General features: G+C 52.1%; 22 protein-coding genes. 19 read left to right on the forward strand and 3 right to left on the reverse strand.

Annotated features, from left to right (window positions below; translation table 11 throughout):
- Positions 1-89 precede the first annotated feature (89 nt).
- From P2H89_RS24570 to P2H89_RS24640, 15 genes are all read left to right on the forward strand, one after another.
- Positions 90-929: a chromate resistance protein ChrB domain-containing protein gene (locus tag P2H89_RS24570; RefSeq protein ID WP_275831971.1), complete on the forward strand. Its 840-nt coding sequence runs from the start codon at positions 90-92 to the stop codon at positions 927-929.
- A gap of 83 nt (positions 930-1,012) precedes the next feature.
- Positions 1,013-1,528 (forward strand): hypothetical protein, encoded by a 516-nt coding sequence (locus P2H89_RS24575; protein ID WP_275831973.1) that lies wholly within the window; start codon positions 1,013-1,015, stop codon positions 1,526-1,528.
- A 100-nt stretch (positions 1,529-1,628) separates the two neighbouring features.
- Entirely contained in the window at positions 1,629-2,192 is a 564-nt protein-coding gene (locus P2H89_RS24580; RefSeq protein WP_275831975.1) for an AraC family transcriptional regulator, read from the forward strand.
- Positions 2,193-2,323: 131 nt separating this feature from the next.
- Positions 2,324-4,585, forward strand: a complete 2,262-nt coding sequence (locus tag P2H89_RS24585) for a heavy metal translocating P-type ATPase (RefSeq protein WP_275831978.1) — start codon at positions 2,324-2,326, stop codon at positions 4,583-4,585.
- A gap of 27 nt (positions 4,586-4,612) precedes the next feature.
- Positions 4,613-5,644, forward strand: coding sequence for an iron-sulfur cluster-binding domain-containing protein (locus P2H89_RS24590; RefSeq protein ID WP_275831979.1), 1,032 nt, complete (start codon positions 4,613-4,615; stop codon positions 5,642-5,644).
- Between the two features lie 107 nt (positions 5,645-5,751).
- The gene (locus P2H89_RS24595; protein ID WP_275831981.1) at positions 5,752-5,964 is read left to right on the forward strand and encodes a heavy-metal-associated domain-containing protein; all 213 of its coding nucleotides are present in this window, start codon (positions 5,752-5,754) and stop codon (positions 5,962-5,964) included.
- Positions 5,965-6,101: 137 nt separating this feature from the next.
- A complete protein-coding gene (locus tag P2H89_RS24600; RefSeq protein ID WP_275831982.1) occupies positions 6,102-6,509 on the forward strand; it encodes a hypothetical protein in 408 nt (135 codons plus the stop codon).
- Between the two features lie 103 nt (positions 6,510-6,612).
- A complete protein-coding gene (locus P2H89_RS24605) occupies positions 6,613-7,299 on the forward strand; it encodes a hypothetical protein (protein ID WP_275831984.1) in 687 nt (228 codons plus the stop codon).
- A 39-nt stretch (positions 7,300-7,338) separates the two neighbouring features.
- On the forward strand, positions 7,339-7,965 hold the full coding sequence (locus P2H89_RS24610; RefSeq protein WP_275831986.1) for a DUF3347 domain-containing protein: 627 nt from the start codon (positions 7,339-7,341) through the stop codon (positions 7,963-7,965).
- Positions 7,966-8,047: 82 nt separating this feature from the next.
- Positions 8,048-9,340 (forward strand): efflux RND transporter permease subunit, encoded by a 1,293-nt coding sequence (locus P2H89_RS24615; protein ID WP_275831988.1) that lies wholly within the window; start codon positions 8,048-8,050, stop codon positions 9,338-9,340.
- Positions 9,341-9,342: 2 nt separating this feature from the next.
- On the forward strand, positions 9,343-11,274 hold the full coding sequence (locus P2H89_RS24620; RefSeq protein ID WP_275831990.1) for an efflux RND transporter permease subunit: 1,932 nt from the start codon (positions 9,343-9,345) through the stop codon (positions 11,272-11,274).
- Positions 11,258-12,514: a TolC family protein gene (locus P2H89_RS24625; protein ID WP_275831992.1), complete on the forward strand. Its 1,257-nt coding sequence runs from the start codon at positions 11,258-11,260 to the stop codon at positions 12,512-12,514. The genes P2H89_RS24620 and P2H89_RS24625 overlap by 17 nt, the downstream gene beginning before the upstream one ends.
- Positions 12,492-13,703 (forward strand): efflux RND transporter periplasmic adaptor subunit, encoded by a 1,212-nt coding sequence (locus P2H89_RS24630; RefSeq protein ID WP_275831994.1) that lies wholly within the window; start codon positions 12,492-12,494, stop codon positions 13,701-13,703. Before P2H89_RS24625 ends, P2H89_RS24630 begins: the two co-directional genes overlap by 23 nt.
- 4 nt (positions 13,704-13,707) lie before the next feature.
- Positions 13,708-14,925, forward strand: a complete 1,218-nt coding sequence (locus tag P2H89_RS24635) for an efflux RND transporter periplasmic adaptor subunit (RefSeq protein ID WP_275831996.1) — start codon at positions 13,708-13,710, stop codon at positions 14,923-14,925.
- 19 nt (positions 14,926-14,944) lie between these two features.
- A complete protein-coding gene (locus P2H89_RS24640) occupies positions 14,945-15,424 on the forward strand; it encodes a heme-binding domain-containing protein (RefSeq protein WP_275831998.1) in 480 nt (159 codons plus the stop codon).
- A 13-nt stretch (positions 15,425-15,437) separates the two neighbouring features.
- On the opposite strand, the gene P2H89_RS24645 is transcribed toward P2H89_RS24640, so the two are convergent.
- Entirely contained in the window at positions 15,438-17,387 is a 1,950-nt protein-coding gene (locus P2H89_RS24645) for a KUP/HAK/KT family potassium transporter (RefSeq protein ID WP_275832000.1), read from the reverse strand.
- 177 nt (positions 17,388-17,564) lie between these two features.
- Positions 17,565-17,729 (reverse strand): DUF1328 domain-containing protein, encoded by a 165-nt coding sequence (locus tag P2H89_RS24650; RefSeq protein ID WP_275832002.1) that lies wholly within the window; start codon positions 17,727-17,729, stop codon positions 17,565-17,567.
- Positions 17,730-18,049: 320 nt separating this feature from the next.
- On the opposite strand from P2H89_RS24650, the gene P2H89_RS24655 reads away from it, so the two are divergent.
- Positions 18,050-18,361 (forward strand): hypothetical protein, encoded by a 312-nt coding sequence (locus P2H89_RS24655; RefSeq protein WP_275832004.1) that lies wholly within the window; start codon positions 18,050-18,052, stop codon positions 18,359-18,361.
- Positions 18,362-18,393: 32 nt separating this feature from the next.
- On the opposite strand, the gene P2H89_RS24660 is transcribed toward P2H89_RS24655, so the two are convergent.
- Positions 18,394-18,561 carry a DUF1328 domain-containing protein gene (locus tag P2H89_RS24660; RefSeq protein WP_275832005.1) on the reverse strand — a complete coding sequence of 56 codons (168 nt, stop codon included), beginning with the start codon at positions 18,559-18,561 and terminating at the stop codon, positions 18,394-18,396.
- Positions 18,562-18,718: 157 nt separating this feature from the next.
- Between P2H89_RS24660 and P2H89_RS24665 the strand changes: the two genes are divergently transcribed.
- Genes P2H89_RS24665 through P2H89_RS24675 form a run of 3 tightly spaced genes read left to right on the forward strand, consistent with a single transcriptional unit; the run spans position 18,719 to position 22,136 of the window.
- Positions 18,719-20,800, forward strand: coding sequence for a cbb3-type cytochrome c oxidase subunit I (locus P2H89_RS24665; protein WP_275832007.1), 2,082 nt, complete (start codon positions 18,719-18,721; stop codon positions 20,798-20,800).
- A gap of 20 nt (positions 20,801-20,820) precedes the next feature.
- A complete protein-coding gene (locus P2H89_RS24670) occupies positions 20,821-21,822 on the forward strand; it encodes a cbb3-type cytochrome c oxidase subunit II (RefSeq protein WP_275832009.1) in 1,002 nt (333 codons plus the stop codon).
- The gene (locus P2H89_RS24675) at positions 21,819-22,136 is read left to right on the forward strand and encodes a phosphoribosylpyrophosphate synthetase (RefSeq protein ID WP_275832011.1); all 318 of its coding nucleotides are present in this window, start codon (positions 21,819-21,821) and stop codon (positions 22,134-22,136) included. The genes P2H89_RS24670 and P2H89_RS24675 overlap by 4 nt, the downstream gene beginning before the upstream one ends.
- Positions 22,137-22,155 lie beyond the last annotated feature (19 nt).

The following is a 22,155-nucleotide window of genomic DNA, read 5'->3' on the forward strand; positions in this document are numbered from 1 at the left end:
GGAGCACACAAGGGTGAAAAGTAAGCACGCAGCTTTAAAAATGAAGCCATCTTACGGCTCCATAGGCCCATTCGATTATTTTTGTTGGTATGAAATGGATCACCCGCGAACGGCCCAAGATCGATCGCCTGGCCTGCCCCTGGCTGATAAGGCGCTTTATCGACAAAGAAGCCGAGATCATCTATGTACCCTTTGATCAGGTAGTAACCCAGGCCACCGCACTCGGCGCCACTCCATTCGATATACCGGGCGTCGAGTTCACGCACTATGGAGACCAATGCACCTTCGACTATTTTATTAAGAAATACAAGATCAAAGACAAAGCGGTCCATACCCTCGCCCCCATCGTGCGCGGTGCCGATACTGACCGGCACGATCTCGCCTTCCAGTCTTCCGGACTCTGGGCCATCTCGGCGGGGCTCGCCCACAATTACACCAACGACCAGGAGCTGCTCGAAAAAGGGATGCTCCTGTATGACGCGCTCTATAGTTGGGCTGCACATCTTCAAAATGTGCAGCATACGCAGCAGCCCTTCGAAAACCTGCTGTTGCGGGTATTCAATGATTACCTCACCACGAAACGCGGCGGCGGCAAAAAGATACCCGCCTGGGCCAACGAACTAAAAGCCATCATCCAGGATCAGATAGACACCAACCTTACCCTGAAGGAACTGTCCAAGGGGCTCGACATCAATCCCTCTTACCTCTCCCGGGAATTCTCCAAACACTTCAACAACCTCTCCTTTGGCGAATACATTCGCCAGGAACGCATCGGAAAGGCCAAGGAACTGATGCAGGAAGGAACGTATAAGCTGACGGAGATCGCTTACCTCACCGGCTTTTCGGATCAAAGCCATTTCACCCGCGTCTTTAAACAACATACCGGCGAGAGTCCATCGGAATACCGGAGAAAATCGAAGAAAAAGTAATCCCTGTACCAAAAGTGCAGGAACGTTCTATTTCAGGCAGCAGCGCACCTGTAGTATTGCAGCCAAAACACCCTGCCATTACCATGAACAAAGCTGCTGTCCTTGTCTGTCTGTTATTTTCCGTTTTCAGCCTCCGCATCCTTGCCCAAAACGCACCAGCGACCGTTACCTATCCACGCATAACAGGTTATGTAGGCATCGTTCACCCGATCGTTACCTATAGCAGCGATGTACCCCACTACAATTTCGATGGCGCTTATACGGTCGGCATGCCTACCGGTATCAATATCTGGAAGAGTTCGACAATCGGATTCTCCATGGAGTTCGTTCCGCATGTACGCACTACCAAAGGGGTGAGTAAGATGAGCAATTTCCTGTTCCATCCAGGCGTGCTCGCAGCACTGGGAAAAGGATTTGTATTCGCCGGCCGGGCGGCTTTTGAAACCAGCGGCCGTTTTGGCTTCACGCCCGTCCTCAACAAAACGATCATCAAAAACAAGAACAGCAGTTACTTCCTCGCCATGCCTTTCCCCGTGCGCTTCGGCAACGACCTGCCCGCCACCTTCACGATAGGCTTCCAGTTTGGGATCGCGTTTTAGGTTCAGCTACGCAAACCGTACCAGGTTTTACGATCGCATTCCGCCAGGCCTCCCGGATAGCCATTTCACCCCGGCGTTGTACCTTTGGCCAAATTCCGTCATGCAACTCTACATCAAGAATATGGTTTGTGACCGCTGTGTACTGGTAGTACAACAGCAATTGGATAAACAGGGAATCGCTTACACCAACATACAATTGGGAGAAGTAGAGCTGCCACAGGTCCCGCCCGAAGATCAGTTGCAATCATTGAGAACCAGCCTCCAGTCGCTGGGTTTCGAACTGCTCGACAATAAAAAAAGCACGACGGTCGAGAAGATCAAGAACACCATCATCCAGCTCATTCACCACAGTGATGGCGAAGAGGCTGTCAAGAAACTCTCTGTAATACTGGAAGAGAAACTGCAGCTGGATTATCATTACCTCACTACCCTCTTTTCATCGGTAGAAGGCGTAACGATCGAGAAATATGCCATCCTGCAGCGGGTAGAGAAAGCCAAAGAATTGTTAATGTATGATGAGCTCAGCCTCGGCCAGATCGCCGACCAGCTTGGCTACAGCAGCGTACAACACCTGTCGCAACAATTCAAAAAGATCACCGGCCTCACGCCTTCTCATTTCAAACAACTTCGCGAAAACAAACGCAAACCACTCGACAAAGTTTGATGCCGTCTCCCCTTCCCTCGTCGCCTCGTTGCCTCAGTTGCCTCGCTGCCTCATAATTATATAACTCCTCCCCCTAATCCTGTAACAGATCCGGCAGCCAGGCAAAGTAGCTTTGTACAAATGTTCGGATTATGTCAACAGCAATAGCCACCAAAGCACCAAAGCACACTACCAACACCCAATACATTAAAGAAACCTTCCCGGTACTCGAGATGACTTGTGCCGCCTGTGCCGTCAGCGTCGAGTCGATGCTGCAATCAGTGCCCGGCGTACAGCAGGCCGGCGTCAACTTCGCCAACCAAACCGCCTGGGTTGAATATGACCCGACGCTGGCTACTCCCCAACAATTACAAAGCACTATACGTTCCATCGGGTACGACCTCGTTATCGATAAGGAAAACCAGGACGAAGTAAAGGAGGAAGCCCAGCAGCGCCATTACCGAAATGTTAAGCAACGTACCATCTGGTCCATCGGGCTTTCACTGCCCATCGTTGTGATCGGTATGTTCTTTATGAACATGCCCTACGGCAACTGGATCATGATGATACTCTCCACACCGGTCGTATTCTACTTTGGCCGTAGCTTTTTCGTCAACGCCTGGAAGCAGGCTACCCATCGCAAAGCCAATATGGATACGCTGGTAGCGTTGAGCACCGGCATCGCCTGGCTCTTCAGCGCCTTCAATACCATCTACCCGGCATTCTGGCACCAGCGGGGAATGCATCCACACGTGTATTTCGAAGCCGCCGCCGTGGTCATTGCCTTTATCTCGTTAGGAAAGCTCCTCGAAGAAAAAGCCAAATCCAATACTTCCTCCGCCATCAAAAAACTGATCGGGCTGCAACCGAAAACGGTATTACTGGTGCAACCCGATGGCAACACCATCGAAGTACCGGTAACGCAGGTTCAAGTGAACGATATACTACTGGTAAAACCCGGCGAAAAGATCCCGGTCGACGGCGCCCTCACCGAAGGCACCTCGTTTGTTGATGAAAGTATGATCACCGGTGAGCCCTTACCCGCTGGCAAACAATCCGGCGACCTTGTATACGCAGGCACCATCAACCAAAAAGGCAGCTTCCGCTTCCGCGCCGCTAAAGTAGGCGGCGATACCCTGTTGGCACAGATCATCAAAATGGTACAGGAAGCGCAGGGCAGCAAAGCGCCCGTACAAAAACTGGTCGATAAGATCGCCGGCATCTTTGTACCCATCGTCATTGGCATATCCATCCTCACCTTCATCACCTGGATGATCCTTGGCGGCGACAATGCCTTTACCCACGCCCTGCTCACCGCCGTAACGGTATTGGTCATAGCCTGTCCCTGTGCCCTTGGCCTGGCCACCCCTACCGCCATCATGGTCGGTGTAGGCAAGGGAGCCGAAAACAATATCCTCATCAAGGATGCCGAAAGCCTTGAACTGGCGCACCAGGTCAACGCCCTCATCCTCGATAAAACCGGCACCATCACCGAAGGCAAGCCTTCCGTTACCACCATCATCTGGAATGATGAAGTGGCACAACGCACCAAACACGAATCGATACTCTACACACTCGAACAACATTCCGAGCACCCCCTTTCGCAGGCAGTAATGCATTACCTGCAGGCGCCTGTTGAATCTATTACCTACAGCCAGGTGGAAAGCATCACCGGCATGGGCATAAAAGGCAGCTTGAAAGGCACCACCTGGTTAGTCGGAAACCCGCAACTGATGCAACAAGCCGGCATCACCATTGCACCCTCCCTGGCAGCTACAGCAACAAGCCTGCAGGAAGCCGCTCAAACCGTTGTCTATTTTGCCGGCAATCAACAACTGATCGCCATCATCGCGATAGCAGACAAGATCAAGGCCACGTCGCAGCAGGCCATTAACACACTGCAGCAAAAAGGAATAGAAGTGTACATGCTCACCGGCGACAATGAACATACGGCTGCCGCAGTAGCCCGCGAAACCGGCATCAAACATTATAAAGCCTCAGTAATGCCGGCCGGCAAGGCAGCCTTTGTAAAAGAACTGCAGCAAGCGGGTAAAATAGTAGCCATGGTGGGCGATGGTATCAACGACTCGCAGGCACTGGCGCAGGCCGATGTAAGCATCGCCATGGGCAAAGGAACCGATATCGCGATGGATGTGGCGAAGATGACGCTCATCACTTCCGATCTCAACAGTATACCCAAAGCATTGGCCCTTTCCACGAAAACGGTACGCACTATCCGCCAAAACCTGTTCTGGGCCTTTATCTATAACCTAATCGGCATACCCATCGCAGCCGGTTTGCTCTACCCCATCAACGGCTTCCTGCTCGATCCCATGATCGCTGGCGCCGCTATGGCCCTGAGCTCCGTAAGTGTCGTCACCAATAGCCTAAGACTGAAAGCAGCTAAACTGTAACCAAACCCTATCCGATAGCATCAACTAATGAACAACGCCTATACCTGGAGAGCAGCCGCCGTTATCCGCGAAACCCACGACACCGTCACCGTGGTCTTCGATACCGGCGGCGCTTTCTTTACTTATCACCCCGGACAATACATCAGCCTCACCCTGCTCATCGACGGCGAACCGGTAACGAGGGCCTACTCCCTCAGCTCTTCGCCCAACTCGGCACAGCCCCCGGCCATCACCGTGAAAAAAATTACCGGCGGCATCATGAGTACGCACATCGTAGAGCAGGCACACAGTATCCGGCATTGGCGGGTGGAGGGACCTTTCGGATCCTTTACACCGCCACCCGGTAAGCATTTTGTATTGATGGCCGGCGGGAGCGGCATCACACCGCTTTATTCGATCGCCAACCACCTGCTGCGACAATCCCCTGCCATCAACATCACCCTGCTGTATAGCTGCCGGTCACAAGCCGATATCATATTCGCCAGGCAGCTGGAACAATGGCAACACCTGTATCCGGGTCGCACCCAAACCTTTATCGCCCTCTCTGCCGGTCAGGATACGGACCACCCACACTTACCAGGCAGAATGAACAAATTGCTGGTAAAGAAACTGCTGCGCAAAGCAGAAGCCCTGCCAACGCCGGCTACGCATTACTTTCTCTGCGGACCAGATGGCCTTATGGAGCAATACGAAGCAGCCCTGGCCGCTATCGAAGTACCCGCCACTAATATCTTCCGCGAAAGGTTCAATCCTGAAACCATCGCTACGGCACAACTGCCGCAGCAGGTACATGAAGTAATGCTGCACTATTACGAGCGCTCAAACCTGCTCGAAGTGCAGCCGGGCAACACAATATTGACAACCGCTCTCGGCGAAGGAGTCCCCATTCCCTATTCCTGCAAAACAGGCACCTGTGGTAAATGCGCCGGTAAACTAGTGGCCGGCCACATCACCATGCCCGCCAACTATGCCCTCGGGGCCGAACAGCTACAGGAAGGCATGATCCTGCTGTGCCAAAGCTATCCGCTCAACGACGATGTGACCATCGAGATCGGTTAACTGAAAATTATGTACAAAACGACCTTAATCCTGTAAAAGGGAGGCCAGGCAGCCAGGGTAACTTTACATCAGCAAACAAAGCAATTAATAACATTAATAGATAGAACATGAAAACAGTACAATTCAAAACGAATATCAAATGCACCGGCTGTTTGGGTAAAGTAACACCCGGACTCAATGAAACAGCCGGAGAAGACAATTGGGAAGTAGATCTTCAATCACTTGATAAAGTATTGACCATATCGGCAGATGATATCAATGAAACGAAGATCCGGGAAGCAGTCGAGAAAGCAGGCTACAAAGCAGAAAAGCTCCATTAAGGCACTCAGTAAGGTTTAGTTAACAGTATCAATGATAAATGGCCGCATAGCGGCCATTTATGGCTCATTAAAATATAAAACACCCTGAAAATTATATAACCCGGGCTTAACTCCTTAGGACTACATTTGTAACTGGAATGAAAAAATTCATCGTTGCTATATTATCCATCCTCTACATCAGCTCGGCTGCGGGCGCTACCGTGCACCTGCACTATTGCATGGGTAAGCTCGTAGACATGGGCCTCTGGCACGGAAAGGCACCCAAATGCAGCAACTGTGAATCGAAGAAAAAGATGGCCGCCACCTGCAGCAAAAAATGCTGCAAGGATAAACACCAGCAGGTAAAAGTTCCCAAAGACCAGAAAACGGCGGCAACTGTTGCCTTCGAAGGGATGCACCTCAGCGCCATTGCGCTGCCGGCAAAATACCCTGTACTGCCCGAGGCCATCGTACTGGCCGAAAAATTCGCCTACCCACCTTCGAATGCTCCCCCGCAAGAAGGAACCGGCAAGCTATACCTGCTCCACAGCATCTTCCTTATTTGATACAGCCTCCTCTCCGGCATTGCCTTCAGCAATATAGCTGAAGCGCCTCTGTGGGTTTCACCCACACCATCTCCTTTTACAGTACAATAAAACATGTTGTTTTATGCAATTCAACCTGCGCACAGTAGCCATGGCTACCGGCTTTGCTATACTTATTGCTACCATCGCCATTTCATGCCGTCAGCATAAAATGGATGATAGGAAGATGACGGAAAAGAACATCAACTATCCCGCAGCCTATATCGTAAATGGCGAAAGCAATACTTTATCGGTCATCAAACTTCAAACCAATACCCTCACCGATACCATCGAACTAATGGGCCCCGGAGCCGATATGCCCATGTGGCCACACCACATCTACCAACAACAACAGCGCCTGGCTGTAGGTGTGCCGGGCATGGACCTCAGTGAAGGTCATGCAGGCGGTATGGCCGGTATGAAAGGAAAGGTATTGGTACTCGATGCCTTAAAAGGCACCGTGGTAAAAGACCTGGAACTTCCGGCCATGAACCACAATGCTACCTTTTCACCCAACGGCCTCGAACTGTGGACATCGCAAATGGAAACCAGTGGTAAAGTACTGGTGTACGATGCCTCCAGCTGGCAACTCAAAAACACGATCAACGTGGGCAAACAACCGGCCGAGGTCACCTTTTCGGCCGACGGACTTACTGCCTACGTCACCAACCAAATGGCAGCCAGCGTATCCGTCGTAGATGTAAAGAACCATGCTGTGATAAAAAACATTGCGGTAGGTAAGAAACCGAACGGCATTGTTATCAGGCAATAAACTTCACCCGTATTCAACAACCCAATAAAAATTAAACAAATGAAACACCTCTTCATCAGTGCAATGGCCCTAAGCACCCTGTTCATCGCAGCTTGCGGCAACAACGAAACAGCCTCAGCCGATCACACCCAACACGACCAGGCCGCAAAAAAAGACAGCGTAGCCGCCGAACCGGCACCGGCCAACCTCGCCACCATATCTCACCGCTTTACCCAGGTGGATGCACAGCTGAGTACTGCCCTTGAAACGATATGGCAGCATTACTACCATATCCAGTTTGCCCTCTCGAAAGATGATGCCAACGAAGCAGGCAATGGCGGCCTCGCGCTGGCAGAAGCCATGGCCAAAGTAAACAAAGCCACCATGCCGGCCGACCAAAAAGCCCTGTATGAGAAGAACGAGGAAGACCTGCGTATGCACGCACAGCATATGGCAGAGAACACCGGCAACATCAAACACCAGCGCGAGCATTTCCAGAAAATGAGTGCCGATGTATATGATCTGCTGAAAGGTTTTGGGGCCGGCAACCCTGTTTATAAAACCTATTGCCCGATGGCCTTCAACAACAAAGGCGCTTTCTGGATCAGCACTGCAACCGAAGTAAAGAATCCCTATTTCGGGAAAGACATGCTCACCTGCGGCGAGGTGCAGGAACTCATCAAATAAATAACCGCCTCCGGATGCCGGCATTGTTGACAAGCAATGCCGGCCAACCGGAAAGCTTTCCGGCAATCTACAAACCTACCCCATGGTACACCGCATTATAGAATGGAGTTTAAAGAACCGGTTTATCGTACTGGCATTATCGGCCGCCCTGTTTATAGCAGGTCTCTTTGCAGTGAAGAAAAACCCGATCGATGCCATACCCGACTTATCGGAAAACCAGGTGATCGTATTCACCGAATGGATGGGCCGCAGTCCGCAGCTCATCGAAGACCAGGTCACCTACCCGCTCGTTACCAGCCTGCAAGGCATGCCGCGCATTAAATACGTCAGAGGCAGCTCCATGTTTGGCATGAGCTTTATCTATGTCATCTTTAACGACGATGTAGATATCTACTGGGCCAGGGAAAGGGTATTGGAAAGACTGAGCACCGTATCACGCAACCTTCCTGCGGGCGTAGCACCCCAACTGGGCCCGGATGGTACCGGCGTAGGCCATATACTCTGGTACACGCTCGATGCTCCGGCCGTCGATCTGGGAGAGCAGCGCGCCTTGCAGGACTGGTACATCAAATTCGCCCTCCAGAATGTAGAAGGCGTCAGCGAAATAGCTTCGTTCGGCGGTTTCCAAAAGCAATACCAGGTCACCATCGATCCCAACAAGCTCCTGTATTACCGCCTCACGGTGGCCGATGTGATCAACGCCATACGCACCAACAACAATGAAACAGGCGGGCGCAAATTTGAGCTCAGCGATATCGGCTACATCATCAAAACAGCCGGCTACCTGAAAAGCATGGAGGAGATTCAAAACATCTCCATCAAAGATCAAAACAGCATACCCATCCGCATAGCCGATGTAGCTACGGTGCAAATGACCGGCGAAACCCGGCTGGGTATATTCGACCAGGATGGAGCCGGCGAACGCGTGGGAGGCATCGTTGTGATGCGTTACGGCGAAAATGCAGCCGCCGTGATCGACCGGGTCAAGGCCAAAATGAAAGAAGTAGCCAAAGGCCTGCCCGACAAAGTGAAGTTCGATATCGTCTATGACCGCGGTAAACTCATCACCGAATCCATCGACTCCATCAAGCGAACACTTATTGAAGAAATGATCGTGGTATCGCTCGTCGTGCTCCTATTCCTGTTTCACTGGCGCAGTGCTGTCAGCATCCTGATACAAATACCCATCACACTCGCTGCCAGTTTCCTGTTGCTGAATGCCTTTGGTATATCCTCCAATATCATGTCGCTGACCGGCATAGCGCTCGCCATCGGCGTTATTGTCGACAACGGGATCATCATGAGTGAGAACGCTTATAAGCAGCTTTCGGAACGCTATGGCAACTGGTTACAACAAAACAAACAATCCGTTTAACAATGAACTGGTTCAAAAAGAAACAAAAGCAGGCGCCCTGGATCACGGAAGAAGAAAGATTACGGGTGATAGAGCAATCCAGCAAGCAGGTATCGCGCGGCGTATTCTTTGCCACCGTGATCATCATTACCTCCTTCCTGCCCGTATTCCTGCTTACCGGACAGGAAGGGAAACTCTTTCATCCGCTCGCCTGGACCAAGACCTTCATCATGATCGTCGATGCGCTGCTGGTCATTACCCTGGCGCCCGTGTTGATCTCCTTCTTCATGAAAGGCAAATTCAGGCCCGATCATGCCAACCCGGTCAACCGCCTGCTCGAAAAACTGTATACCCCGGTGATCAGGGTCGTACTCAAATGGCGCAAGACAACACTGGCCATCAATATCATCGCCCTCATCATCACTATACCCTTGCTACGTTCCCTGGGCTCGGAGTTCATGCCGCCGCTTGACGAACAAAGCATCCTCTTTATGCCCGTTACCCTGCCCGATGTGTCGAACGCAGAGGCCAAACGCATTTTGCAGGTGCAGGACAAGATCATTAAATCGGTGCCGGAAGTGGACAAGGTATTGGGCAAAGCAGGACGCGCCAGCACCGCCACCGACAACTCGCCCATCAGCATGATCGAAACCATCATCATGCTAAAGCCACGTTCACAATGGCGCAAAGACATTACGAAGAAAGACATCATCAATGAACTCGATGCCAAATTGCAGATACCCGGTGTTGTGAATGGCTGGACGCAACCCATCATCAACCGCATCAACATGCTCGCCACAGGTATACGTACCGATGTCGGTGTAAAGGTCTATGGGCAACAACTCGATACCATTGCCGCCGTTTCAGCGCGCGTAAAGAAAGCATTGGAAGGAACGCCCGGCATCAGCGACCTGTTCGTTGAACCCATCAACGGTGGCAAGTACCTCTCCATCATTCCCCGCAGGCCCGATCTCAACCGCTATGGCCTCAGCATCGACAACGTCAACCAAACGATCGAATCGGCGCTTGGCGGCAGCCCCATCGGCAATACCGTCGAAGGACGGCAGCGCTTCTCCATCAGCGTTCGGCTGGCGCAGGATTACCGCAACAGTGTAGAACGCATCAAGCGGATACCACTCACGGCGCCCGGCTTTGGCGAGGTACCCCTCTCGGCTGTTGCCGATATCGGCTTCGAAGACGGCCCTCCCATGATCACCTCCGAAAACGCGCTGCTGCGCGGTGCCGTATTGTTCAATGTACGCGACCGCGACCTCGGCAGCACCGTGCGGGAAGCAGTCGACAAACTCAATAATACCAAAGGCCTGCTGCCGCAAGGATATTATGTGGAATGGAGCGGCCAGTATGAAAACCTTATCCGCGGCCAACAAACATTGCTCTGGATAGCCCCCATCGTACTGGTAATCATTTTTTTCTCGCTCTACTTCGCCTTTCACTCCCTGCGCGAAGCGTTTCTGAGCCTTATCACCGTGCCCTTCGCCCTTATCGGCGGCGCTTACATGATCTACCTCTATGGCGTAAATCTCTCGGTAGCCGTAGCCGTAGGCTTCATCGCCCTCTTCGGCATCGCCGTGGAAACAGGTATCGTTATGGTCATCTACCTCAACGACGCCATGCAGCAGCTCGTGAAAAAGAAAGGCAACTCGCGGGAAACGATCAGCCGGGAAGACCTGAAGGAATATGTGATGCAGGGAGCAGCGAAGCGGTTGCGCCCCAAACTGATGACGGTATGCGTGTCTTTGTTTGGCCTGGTACCCGTACTCTGGGCCACCGGCGTAGGCACCGACGTGATGAAGCCCATCGTATTACCGATGATCGGAGGCGTACTCACCTCCTCTATCCATATACTGCTGGTAACACCGCTCATCTTCCTCATGAGCAAAGAATATGAACTGCGTAAGTACGGAAAACTGGAGATACATGAAACACATCATTAACATTATCCGCATCATCCTGGTGGTTGTGATGCCAGTAACGGTACTGGCACAGCAACCGCCCGTATGGACACTCGACACCATATTGCAGCGCATCGACCGAAACAATGTGTTGCTGCAGTCTTATGAACTCAAAGCAAGCAGTTACCAATACAGCGCCGATGCCGCCACCGCCTGGATGGCCCCCATGGTGGGTGTAGGGACCTTTATGACACCTTACCCCGGGCAAATGATCATGGACGCCCGCGACAAAGGCAGCCTTATGCTGCAGATCGAACAGGATATACCCAATACGGCGAAACTCAACGCCAAAAAGCGATACATCGCCTCACAGGCCAATGCAGAAAGGGCTACGCGCGATATCACGCTCAACGACTTCAGGGCGCAGGCGAAACGACTGTATTACACCTGGCTGATATCCCGGCAACGTATCCGCGTACTGGAAGAGAATGAACGCATCATGGTCATGATGAAAAAGATCGAAGAACTGCGTTATCCCTACAATCAATCGCAATTGAGTAATGTTTACAAAGCCGATGCAAAGATCGAAGAGAACCGAAACATGATCCGCATGCAGGAAGGCACCATTGCCAAAGCACGCGCCTGGCTCAACAGCCTCATGAATGCCCCCGGCAATCAGCTATTCGAACCGGATACTACCATCGTACCGGCCTTTGTACCGGCCGCCGTTCACGACACGGCTACGTTGGCTGCGCTGCGCCGCGATGTGTTCAAAATGAACGAGAACATCCGGAGCATGCAGCTCAACATCGAAAGCATGAAAAAAGAAAAGCTCCCCGATTTCCGCGTACGCTTCGACCACATGTATCCCCTCGACGGCATGATGCCCAATGCCTTCAGCATCATGGGCATGATCAGTATACCAATTGTACCCTGGGCCTCGAAAATGTATAAGTCCAAGATCAAAGCCATGCAGTACAATATACAGGGCATGGAAAAGGAAAGGTCGGCCATGCTGCAGGAAACACAAGGCATGCTCTACGGCATGCAATACGAGATCAGGTCCATGCAGCAACGCCTCACGGCGATGGAACAAAAGGTCATCCCATCACTGCAAAAGACAATGGACGCCCTCTTCCTCAGTTACCAGGAAAATAAAACCGCCCTGCCTCCCGTCATCGACGCTTGGGAAGCGCTTACCATGATGCAGCTGAATGTGCAGGACGAAAAACAGAAACTCTACGAAATGATAGTGGATTATGAAAAAGAATTATATCGTTAATACCACCCTCCTGTTGTCGCTGACTGCCCTGATGGGCGCCTGCCGGAACAAGCCGGCCCAACCGGTACACAATGCCCACCAGGAAGCAGCGACCGACAGCAACATCATCCAACTGACGGCCCCGGTGAATGCCAGGGTGATCGGCACCATACCGGTTGTACAGCCCCGCAAGGGCACCCGCACCTATCCGCTGCAATTACAGGGCATCGTGGCGTATGACACACGCAACAAAACAAGTCTGGCTTCCCGCATTGCCGGCAGGATAGAAAGGCTATACGTCAAGTACAATTACCAGCCCGTTATTAAGGGGCAGCGCATCATGGAGGTGTATGCGCCCGAACTGGCCGCTGCACAACGTGAACTGTTGCTGATAGCAGACGATGGCAACCCGGGCCTCCTGGCCCAGGCAAAGCAACGTCTGGTGCTCCTGGGTATACGCATGGTGGAGATCGAACAGGTCCTTCGCAGCAGGCAGATCCTTTACCATATCCCCGTTTTCAGCAACAGTGATGGATATATTCTGGAGCAGTCGGCCCCTGTGGCTGCCGCAGGCCCCGCCGCGATGCCTGCCGCCAGCGCTGCCGGCGATGGTATGGGCGGCATGAATGCGCAGTCAGCGGCTACGCCGGCACCGGCCTTGTCATCCCCGGCCGCCACGCCCATCCTGTTGCGGGAGGGGCAGTATATCACAGCCGGTCAACCGCTTTTCAGCATCTACCAGGCCAACAGCCTCCTGGCAGAGTTTGCCATGACCCCTCAACAGGCATCCAGGATCAGGAAAGGGACCAGGTTGCAATTTCACCCAACAACAGATGCATCGGATTCCAGCACGGCGACTATCGGGCTCATAGAACCGGTATTCCGCAACGGGCAAAACTTCAGTATAGCCAGGGTATACCTTGGCAAAGGATCGTACCGGCCCGGGCAGTTGCTTACCGCTAACCTGCCGGTTGTTTATGAAGGAGGCTGGTGGCTGCCTGCAGCCGCTGTGACCCAATTGGGCAATAAGTCGGTCGTATTCAGGAAAGAAGGACCATCCTTCAGGCCGGTAGTCATTACCCCAACAGCCAGCGTGGGCGGCATGATACAAACCAGTACCGACATTACCGGCTGGGAATTGGCTGCTCAGGCGGCCTATCTGGTAGACAGCGAAAGCTTTATTAAATCCAATCAAGACGTACAACCATAAGCATATGGAAAGAAAACAATTCCTGAAATCATTGGCCCTGGTATCAATGGTTCCTGCTGTGCTCCTCGAAGCCTGCGCACCGGGAAAAAAAGAACCGGAAGCTCAGGCTGCGCCACAAAAGACCTATACCTGCCCCATGCACCCGCAGGTAGTGCAAAACAAACCCGGCACCTGCCCGATCTGTGGCATGGACCTGGTACCGATCGATAAAAGCAGCAAGGAGGCCGGTCTTGAATTGAGCGACAGCCAGGCTGCGCTGGCCAATATCACTACCATGACGGTGGGCGCCGGCGCCCTTTCCACCTACAGGGAGCTGAATGGCAGATTGGTCACCGATCCGCAACAAACTTCGTTTATATCGAGCCGTGTGGCCGGCCGCATAGAAGCATTGTACGTGAAAGAGACCGGCATTGTTATTCGCAAGGGCCAGCCGCTTTATAAAATATACTCCGAACAATTGACTACCCTCCAACAGGAGTTCCTGTTGGCAGCTGCGCAGGCAAAGCAATTCCCGGACGACCCCACCTTTGCCCGTATAGAAAAAGCGGCCCGCCAAAAACTATTGCTCTACGACCAAACGGCGGCGGCCATCGGCCAGCTGGCGCAAACCCAAAAAACATCACCCTACATTACTTACCCGGCGCCTTCGGGCGGCACCGTTGCGGAGATCGCTATCGCCGAAGGGCAGTATGTAACAGAAGGGGCCAACCTGCTGCGTCTTGAAGGATACAATGCGTTATGGGTGGAGGCCGATCTCTACCCCGCTGAAGCGGCAGCCGTCAAAACCGGCCAGCAATTGCAGGTTACGATACCAGGATGGGAAAACGATTCCCGTACTATGCAGGTGCAGTTCATTAATCCCGCGTATGAAAATGGGACACAACTAACGAGGCTACGCGGCACCATTGTCAATCCCACCGCACAATGGCAACCGGGCTTGCAGGCAATTGTGCAACTGCCGGTCAGCAAGCGCACCGATGCACTCAGGCTACCAGTGGATGCCGTGATCAGGGATGGCAAAGGAAGTCATGTGTGGAAAGAAACGAGCAAAAGAAAATACCAGCCCGTGATGGTTAATACAGGTATAGAAGATGACAGTTTTGTAGAGATCACGGAAGGGATACAACCGGGCGATAAGATTGTCGTCACCGGGGCTTATCTTCTCTATAGCGAATATATTCTTAAGAAAGGTGTCGACCCAATGGCCGCGCACAATCATTAACTTCCAAATATGATCCGGCATGAAATGGCCTGTTCGCCCCAAACAAAAACGCTTGGCAATCTTCCTGCTCCTGTTCATAGCGATCCAGCTCCTGCCTTCGCCGCCACGCAACCATACTGAAGCACGACAGTCCTTCAGTATGCTTTCGCCCCGGTTCATGACCGACACCGTGGCGGCGCTATTGCAGTCGGCCTGCAATGATTGCCATAGCAACAATAGCCGGTATCCCTGGTACACTGCTGTACAGCCCGTCGCCTGGTATACCGCACGGCATATCACGAAAGGAAAAGAAGCATTGAATTTTGACGAGCTGCTACGCTACAGTACGAAGAAGCAGATCAGCAAACTGGAGTCCATCGCCGAGCAATTGAATGATGGCCGCATGCCATTGAAGTCCTACACCCTGATACACCGCGATGCCCGGCTTAGCGGCGAACAAACTGCACTGATCATGCGTTGGGCAGACAGCCTGCGAACGATCCTGGATACCCTGGAATAACTGCCTATTATTCTTACTGTTCGCGGATCAACCGGTGCTCGCGTACCGGCGTTACCACCAGCGGGTATTTCTCGACGGTCACATTGCTGGGATCCAATCCGAAGTTGACCTCTTCTTTAACGCTCAGCAACTTCAGGTTGAAAAAGCTTTTCATCATAAAGCGCTTGGTAAAACGCATGTCATTATCGATCGACAGGAACGATTCGAGCAGCAGGAACCTGAAATCACCCGTTTTGTTTTCCTGGTAGTACAACTCATGCCATTTCGAAATATCGACCTCGCCGCCAGCGACCAGTTCTCCTACTACCTGGCGAAAGAAATAATCCACCCGGGGTTCTACCCGGAAACCGATATTGAAGGTCAGGAAATATACATCATCCCGCACAATGGTATCCACCCGATACCGCATCGCATACGGCTCATCCAATACATTAACATGCACAAACCAATAGATATCCGCCCGCTTGGGTGACTTGGAGAGGATGGAATCCATCGCCGTTTTCTCAATTTTACGGGTAGAGCCGCCCCCCGTGAGGTACACCAGGTTCGTAGCGTACTTGGGAATATGCTCATCGGTGCTCAAACGCTTGAGTCGGTCTACATAGTCTTCGATCGGCACCAACTTCGTCAGGGATCTTTTGATAGCTCGTCCCCGGCGCCAGATATACATGACGCCAAACAGGATAGCGCCGATGATCAGCGTGATCCAGCCACCCTCTTTGATCTTTTGGAAGTTGGCAGTGAGGAACGCACACTCGATCACGAGAAACAAACCCGTGATCAATACCACGGCGATCGTCGGCACCCGCTTTACATACAAATAGAAATTGATCAGCACTGTACTCATGATCATGGTGAGGGTAACACTCAATCCGAAAGCTGCTTCCATGGCCGTCGACTCCCGGAAATGCAGTACCATGCCTATACAACCTGCCAGCAGGAACCAGTTGATGAAAGGAATATAGATCTGTCCTTTGAAATCGCCCGGGAAGATCACCCGGTGACGCGGCCAGATATCCAAACGGATCGCCTCATTGATCAATGTAAAACATCCGCTGATCAGCGCCTGGCTGGCAATGATCGTCGCCAAAGTGGCAATGATCAGTGAAGGCAGGTAAATAGCGTCCGGTACAATATGATAAAATGGACTCACCATCCCGACCGTTTCACCGGTATGCTGCAACAGCCAGGCCGTTTGACCGGCGTAGGCCAGGATCAGCATCACCTTCACATATATCCAGCTAACCCGGATATTGTTACGACCGCAATGGCCCATATCGCTGTAGAGGGCTTCGGCCCCGGTAGTACAAAGGAAGATACTGCCCAGCAGCCAGAAACCGCCCGGCACCTCTTTTATCATAACCCACGCATAATAAGGATTCAGCGCTTTCAATACACCGGGCGAGCCGCGCATCGCCATCAATCCAAGAATACCGATAAAAGAAAACCACACAAGCATGACGGGTCCGAATATCTTACCGATGCGATCGGTACCGAATTGCTGCAGGAAAAACAGGAAGATGAGGATGCCTATTATAATGGGCACCGTATTGATATGCGGATTGATCTTTTGCAAACCTTCGATGGCAGAGGCAACAGAAATCGGTGGCGTAATAATGCCATCGGCCATGAGGAAGGCGCCCCCTGCCATGGCAGGAATCAATAACCACTTGCCCCAGAACCGCCGGATCAGCGCGTACAGGGAGAAAATACCACCTTCCCCATTGTTATCCGCCTGAAGCGTAATGATCACATACTTTAAGGTCGTTTGAAAAAAGAGGGTCCAGAAGATGGCCGACAAGGCCCCCAGGGCCACGTCTTCGGTGATCACCCGGTCGTGGAACACCGCATTGAGGGTATACAAAGGAGAAGTACCGATGTCGCCAAAAACAATGCCGGTGGCGATCAACACCCCGGCGCCCGTAACCCGTTTGTGAAAATCACCCGTTGCAGAAGCACTCATGCGCAGTATTAAAATTTAGAGCGCCAAAATACTATAAAAAAAGAAAGTGGGCTCATTTCGTTCATCCCTGCATGAGCAATGGCGCCAAACAAGCCATACGCTGAACAGCATAAGCCCGTTTGACACCATTAACATTATTCATCCTTGATGTTGAAAGAAAAATTCTTTCGTGATCGTTTAAGGTGTTCTGGTTCTGCCGGCGATCAAAGAGATCAGGAACAGAACGATAAAAATAAAGAACAGAACCTTGGCAATACCAGCCGCGCCGGCCGCAATGCCACCGAATCCGAATACCGCAGCGATCAGCGCCACGACTAAAAAGATAACTGTCCAGCGTAACATAACTTAAAGATTTAATTGTTTACAATGGATCAAACTCACGAGCCTTATACAGCGTGTCCATAAACAATGGTAGTGGTTCCCGTGAGGGTCCCTTGGGTGTCACTACCCTACCTGTAACCCCGCTCGTTCGATCGTTTTCCCTTGCGTTTTCAGTACGACCAATGACCGACGGCCCCGCAAGACGGGTAATCAATCCCTGGCCGATGGTCAATTCCTCACTTTGTATTTCCATACTTTAACAGGTGTAAAAACAATGCCCACGGGCCATTACGGCTCTCAATAATCCATCATGCGTAAATAATTCCCCGTAATGCCATTTTTTGCACAAGATCAGGTACTTAACCGGCCCCATTTCTTTCATCATATATACAACAGGAGTCGTTATTCTGCCATTGACCAGCCCTGCAGCTTCGGCTACTTTTGGCGCCCACGGCAGCCCACAACAAAAACATGCACCATTGCCGATCGACAAAACGCATTTCGACAGATGGATCAGTTTATTCAGTGAGATAACAGATGAACTGTTCGAAGGGGAAAAAGCAACAGCTGCCAAGGAGAAGGCAGTAAAAATGAGCCTGCTTTTCCAGGCCCGGTTACAATTGTACCAGGCTCAGAAAGAGAATAGGCCGTAAAGCCCATCGCATCATCGTCCACATGGCGGCCATCAGTGCGTACGGCGGATAGTGCCCGCGACCAGCGATACCACAAACAGGATCATGAAAATAAAGAACAGGACCCTGGCTGCACCTTCGGTCCCTGCCGCAATACCGGCAAATCCAAATAACCCGGCAACGATCGCCACCGCTATGAAAGCTATCGACCAACGTATCATAACAACAATATTTATTGTTAACAATACAAACTCAGGTGTCATGAACAATGCTTCCTGTAACAAAGGTAGAGAATAATACAGCTATGATCCATACAGCAAAGACCATCAATTGTACAATGGAGCCCAACACATTCTTTCTACATTTATAACACGGCATATGAATCCATCCGGCTTTTCATTTCATGCAGACAAATGGCTCACAGGAGCGATAGCCCTCCTGCTGTTCCTGATCATTGTCATTACCTGGCTGATCAGGAGGACAACAGGCCGGGTCAACAAGGTAAGCAACAGACAATCAGACGAAATGCAACGCGCCAACATCATGAACCAGGTCAATGAGCTCACCCGCGAGCAACTCGATCAGGTGCTCCGGTATCGGGAAGAAAAGAAACACCATGCCCTTACCAGCGGCGAAACATCGAAGACCATCCTACCATTATTGGCGCTCGTTATTGGTTTGTTAAGCAGCCTCAGCGGTATGGCGCAGGATACAGCACCTGCGGGTAACTCCCTGCTGAGCCAGCCCGGCATCCTCATTACGGTAATCCTCCTCCTGATCCCCCTACTCGCAGCGCTGCTGATACTGTACACCCGCGTAAAGCGGTTATTGCAACAATACACCGACCAGCAACGAACTAAGGAAGCCAACCAATTGGCCAGCCTGTTGTCGAATACAGCAACTCCCCTTATTGAACAACAATTGCTGCAACGCAAACAGTCGCTGGAGTATACCCTTCACCATCATGAACTATCCGGCACCCTGCCGCCGGCAGATGCTAAAGGATTGCTGCACATCAACACCCACCCCGGTTTGCCGGTGGTACCGCTGAAGCGAAAAGCGCCTCCTCGTCCACAGATCGATAAAGCATTGAGCAAGCTCATACTCGCTTACCTCATCAGCGCTGCCGCCTGGCTCCTGTTCGGCACCACCGTTGGTGAATACATCGGGATCAAGTTCGTGGCGCCCGACGCTGACCATATAGCATGGCTCAGCTTTGGCCGGTTGCGGCCGGTGCACACCAACGCCGTGTTCTGGGGCTGGGCTTCGCTCGGCATGCTGGGCCTGGGATATTACATCGTACCCCGCGTTAGCAATGCACCATTGGCCAGCATAAAAAAAGGCTGGTATGCGCTGGCCTTCCTCAATGCGGCCGTTGTGCTCGGCACCATCAGCCTCATGGCCGGTATCAACAATGGCGGCGGCGAATACCGCGAGTACATCTGGCCCATCATGTTATTGTTTGCCATCGGATTGCTGTTGTCACTCTCCAACTTTATCCAAACCATCGCCCGGCGCACCACTAAAGAGATCTACATCTCCAACTGGTACATCGTATCGGCCATCCTGTTTGCCATTACCATTACCGTAGTGGCCTATATCCCTGCCTGGCAAAACGGGCTGGGCGAAACCATCATACAAGGATATTATATGCACCAGGGCGTAGGCATGTGGTTCATGTTGTTCACCCTGGGCATGGTGTATTATTTTCTGCCGCAGCAACTCAACAAACCCATCTATTCCTATAGTCTTGGCATACTGGCCTTCTGGTCACAGATATTCTTTTATACACTGATCGGTACACACCATTTCGTGTTCAGCGCCATCCCCTGGTGGCTACAGACCATCGCCATCGTTGGCAGTGTAGGCATGATCATCCCGGTAGTGGCCGGCACTACCAATTTCTTCATGACCTTTCGCGGCGCCTGGGATCAGTTGCGCGACAGCTATACCCTGCCCTTCTTCCTCACCGGGGTCGTATTTTATTTTACCGGTTCCCTGCAGGGCACGGCCGAAGCCTTTCGCTTCACCAACCAGTTATGGCATTTCACCGATTTCACCGTCGCCCATTCGCACCTCACCATGTACGGCATCATCAGCTTTTTCTTGTGGGCCTGCATCTACGCCGTAGTGCCACGCCTCACCGGCCGCGAAGCGCCGCAGTTATCCATCGGCATCCATTTCTGGCTGGCGCTCCTCGGCCTCTTGTTTTACACTATACCCCTGATGATCGGCAGTACCCTGCGCGGTTTGATGTGGATGAATGGAAAACCTTTTATAGAAACTGTTCAGTTCATGTTGCCCTATTGGCTATGGCGCGCCATCGGCGGCAGCATGATGTGGCTATCGCATATATTCTTTGCCTGGAACCTCTACAGGATGGTGGTGCCGAAGAAACAGGTAGATATCACCGAAACAGCCATTCAGCGGCTGGCCATGGAACCGGCCACCGTACACTGAACCAAGAACCAAACAATAGTATGAGCCTATTCGACGATCATAAGAAACTATACACCACGGCCCTGCTGCTCTTTATCGGCCTGACGGTGTTTGTGGCAATACTGCCCGCTGTATACAACCAGCGCAATAACCGCCCGCTGGCCAATGCAGGGCCGCTCAGCGAAGCTGCGCAACAAGGGAAACAGGTCTTTATCGCCAACGGCTGCGTAGCCTGCCACACACAGCAGGTACGCAACATCGATATGGACCGCACCTGGGGCGAGCGGCCGGGTATACCGGCCGACTATGCCGGCATAGTACGGACTGACTTTTGGCGCAATACCGCCACCCTCATGGGCACCGAACGCACCGGGCCCGACCTCAGCAATGTCGGCAACCGCAATCCCGGCCGCGACTGGAACCTCGTTCACCTGTACAATCCCCGCATCGTGGTGAAGGAATCCATCATGCCCGCCTATCCCTGGCTGTTTGAACAAAAAGATTCGGCAGCAAAGAACGACATCGTGGTGAATGTACCGGCCGCTTATCGCTACGGCCGGCCGGGAACGATCGTAGCCGGCCGCGAAGCCCTCCAACTCATCGCCTACCTGCAATCGCTCCGGCAAACACCCCTGCCCGAAGGCGGCACGGAGCCCAGCTTCCTGTACAAGCGGGAAGATAAAAAGCCCGCGGGCACACCATCGGCCGATGCCGGTAAAGCCCTGTTCGCGACCGCCTGCCAAACCTGTCACCAGGCCAACGGAGAAGGATTGCCGGGAGCATTCCCGCCACTCAAAGGAAGCAGTGTGGTCAATGGCGACAACCTCGAACTGTATGTCGACATTATCATGAACGGCTACGATGCGCGCCCCGAATACGGTGTAATGCCACCAGTAGGCACCAATATGAAGTTTACGGAACAGGAGGTCATGGCCCTCATCAATTACGAACGCAATAGCTGGGGCAACAAGGGTAAACCCGTAAACGCCCCGGAGATAAAACAGATCATGGAACTGATAAAATTAAAAACCAGCAAGCAATGAAAAGTTATGAAACCGTGAGTGAAGCCATCAATGACCTGGCGCAAAGAGGTTATACTACCGACTTCAACATCGTTACCGAAAGAGAATGCCTCGTATGCAACAAGAACCTGATCGCCCTTTCACCCGAAGAGTTCGAGATAGACGAAGTACACCGCTTTGAAGGCATGACTGATCCCGGCGACGAAATGATCGTCTTTGCAGTATCAGCCAAAACGCTCGCCGCCAAAGGCATCCTCGTCAATGCCTATGGCATCTATGAAGACGACCAGACTTCAAAGCTGATCCAATACCTGAGCAATCATTTGAAAGCATGACCCGCAACATAACAGCAGC

The organism is Paraflavitalea sp. CAU 1676 (assembly GCF_029223285.1).
Taxonomy (GTDB): domain Bacteria; phylum Bacteroidota; class Bacteroidia; order Chitinophagales; family Chitinophagaceae; genus Paraflavitalea.

Bases quoted from the DNA above. Each gene is read 5' to 3' on its own strand.
- P2H89_RS24570 (WP_275831971.1), top strand. From the start codon at position 90: ATGAAATGGATCACCCGCGAACGGCCCAAGATCGATCGCCTGGCCTGC.
- P2H89_RS24575 (WP_275831973.1), top strand. From the start codon at position 1,013: ATGAACAAAGCTGCTGTCCTTGTCTGTCTGTTATTTTCCGTTTTCAGC.
- P2H89_RS24580 (WP_275831975.1), top strand. From the start codon at position 1,629: ATGCAACTCTACATCAAGAATATGGTTTGTGACCGCTGTGTACTGGTA.
- P2H89_RS24585 (WP_275831978.1), top strand. From the start codon at position 2,324: ATGTCAACAGCAATAGCCACCAAAGCACCAAAGCACACTACCAACACC.
- P2H89_RS24590 (WP_275831979.1), top strand. From the start codon at position 4,613: ATGAACAACGCCTATACCTGGAGAGCAGCCGCCGTTATCCGCGAAACC.
- P2H89_RS24595 (WP_275831981.1), top strand. From the start codon at position 5,752: ATGAAAACAGTACAATTCAAAACGAATATCAAATGCACCGGCTGTTTG.
- P2H89_RS24600 (WP_275831982.1), top strand. From the start codon at position 6,102: ATGAAAAAATTCATCGTTGCTATATTATCCATCCTCTACATCAGCTCG.
- P2H89_RS24605 (WP_275831984.1), top strand. From the start codon at position 6,613: ATGCAATTCAACCTGCGCACAGTAGCCATGGCTACCGGCTTTGCTATA.
- P2H89_RS24610 (WP_275831986.1), top strand. From the start codon at position 7,339: ATGAAACACCTCTTCATCAGTGCAATGGCCCTAAGCACCCTGTTCATC.
- P2H89_RS24615 (WP_275831988.1), top strand. From the start codon at position 8,048: ATGGTACACCGCATTATAGAATGGAGTTTAAAGAACCGGTTTATCGTA.
- P2H89_RS24620 (WP_275831990.1), top strand. From the start codon at position 9,343: ATGAACTGGTTCAAAAAGAAACAAAAGCAGGCGCCCTGGATCACGGAA.
- P2H89_RS24625 (WP_275831992.1), top strand. From the start codon at position 11,258: ATGAAACACATCATTAACATTATCCGCATCATCCTGGTGGTTGTGATG.
- P2H89_RS24630 (WP_275831994.1), top strand. From the start codon at position 12,492: ATGAAAAAGAATTATATCGTTAATACCACCCTCCTGTTGTCGCTGACT.
- P2H89_RS24635 (WP_275831996.1), top strand. From the start codon at position 13,708: ATGGAAAGAAAACAATTCCTGAAATCATTGGCCCTGGTATCAATGGTT.
- P2H89_RS24640 (WP_275831998.1), top strand. From the start codon at position 14,945: ATGAAATGGCCTGTTCGCCCCAAACAAAAACGCTTGGCAATCTTCCTG.
- P2H89_RS24645 (WP_275832000.1), bottom strand. From the start codon at position 17,387: ATGAGTGCTTCTGCAACGGGTGATTTTCACAAACGGGTTACGGGCGCC.
- P2H89_RS24650 (WP_275832002.1), bottom strand. From the start codon at position 17,729: ATGTTACGCTGGACAGTTATCTTTTTAGTCGTGGCGCTGATCGCTGCG.
- P2H89_RS24660 (WP_275832005.1), bottom strand. From the start codon at position 18,561: ATGATACGTTGGTCGATAGCTTTCATAGCGGTGGCGATCGTTGCCGGG.
- P2H89_RS24665 (WP_275832007.1), top strand. From the start codon at position 18,719: ATGAATCCATCCGGCTTTTCATTTCATGCAGACAAATGGCTCACAGGA.
- P2H89_RS24670 (WP_275832009.1), top strand. From the start codon at position 20,821: ATGAGCCTATTCGACGATCATAAGAAACTATACACCACGGCCCTGCTG.
- P2H89_RS24675 (WP_275832011.1), top strand. From the start codon at position 21,819: ATGAAAAGTTATGAAACCGTGAGTGAAGCCATCAATGACCTGGCGCAA.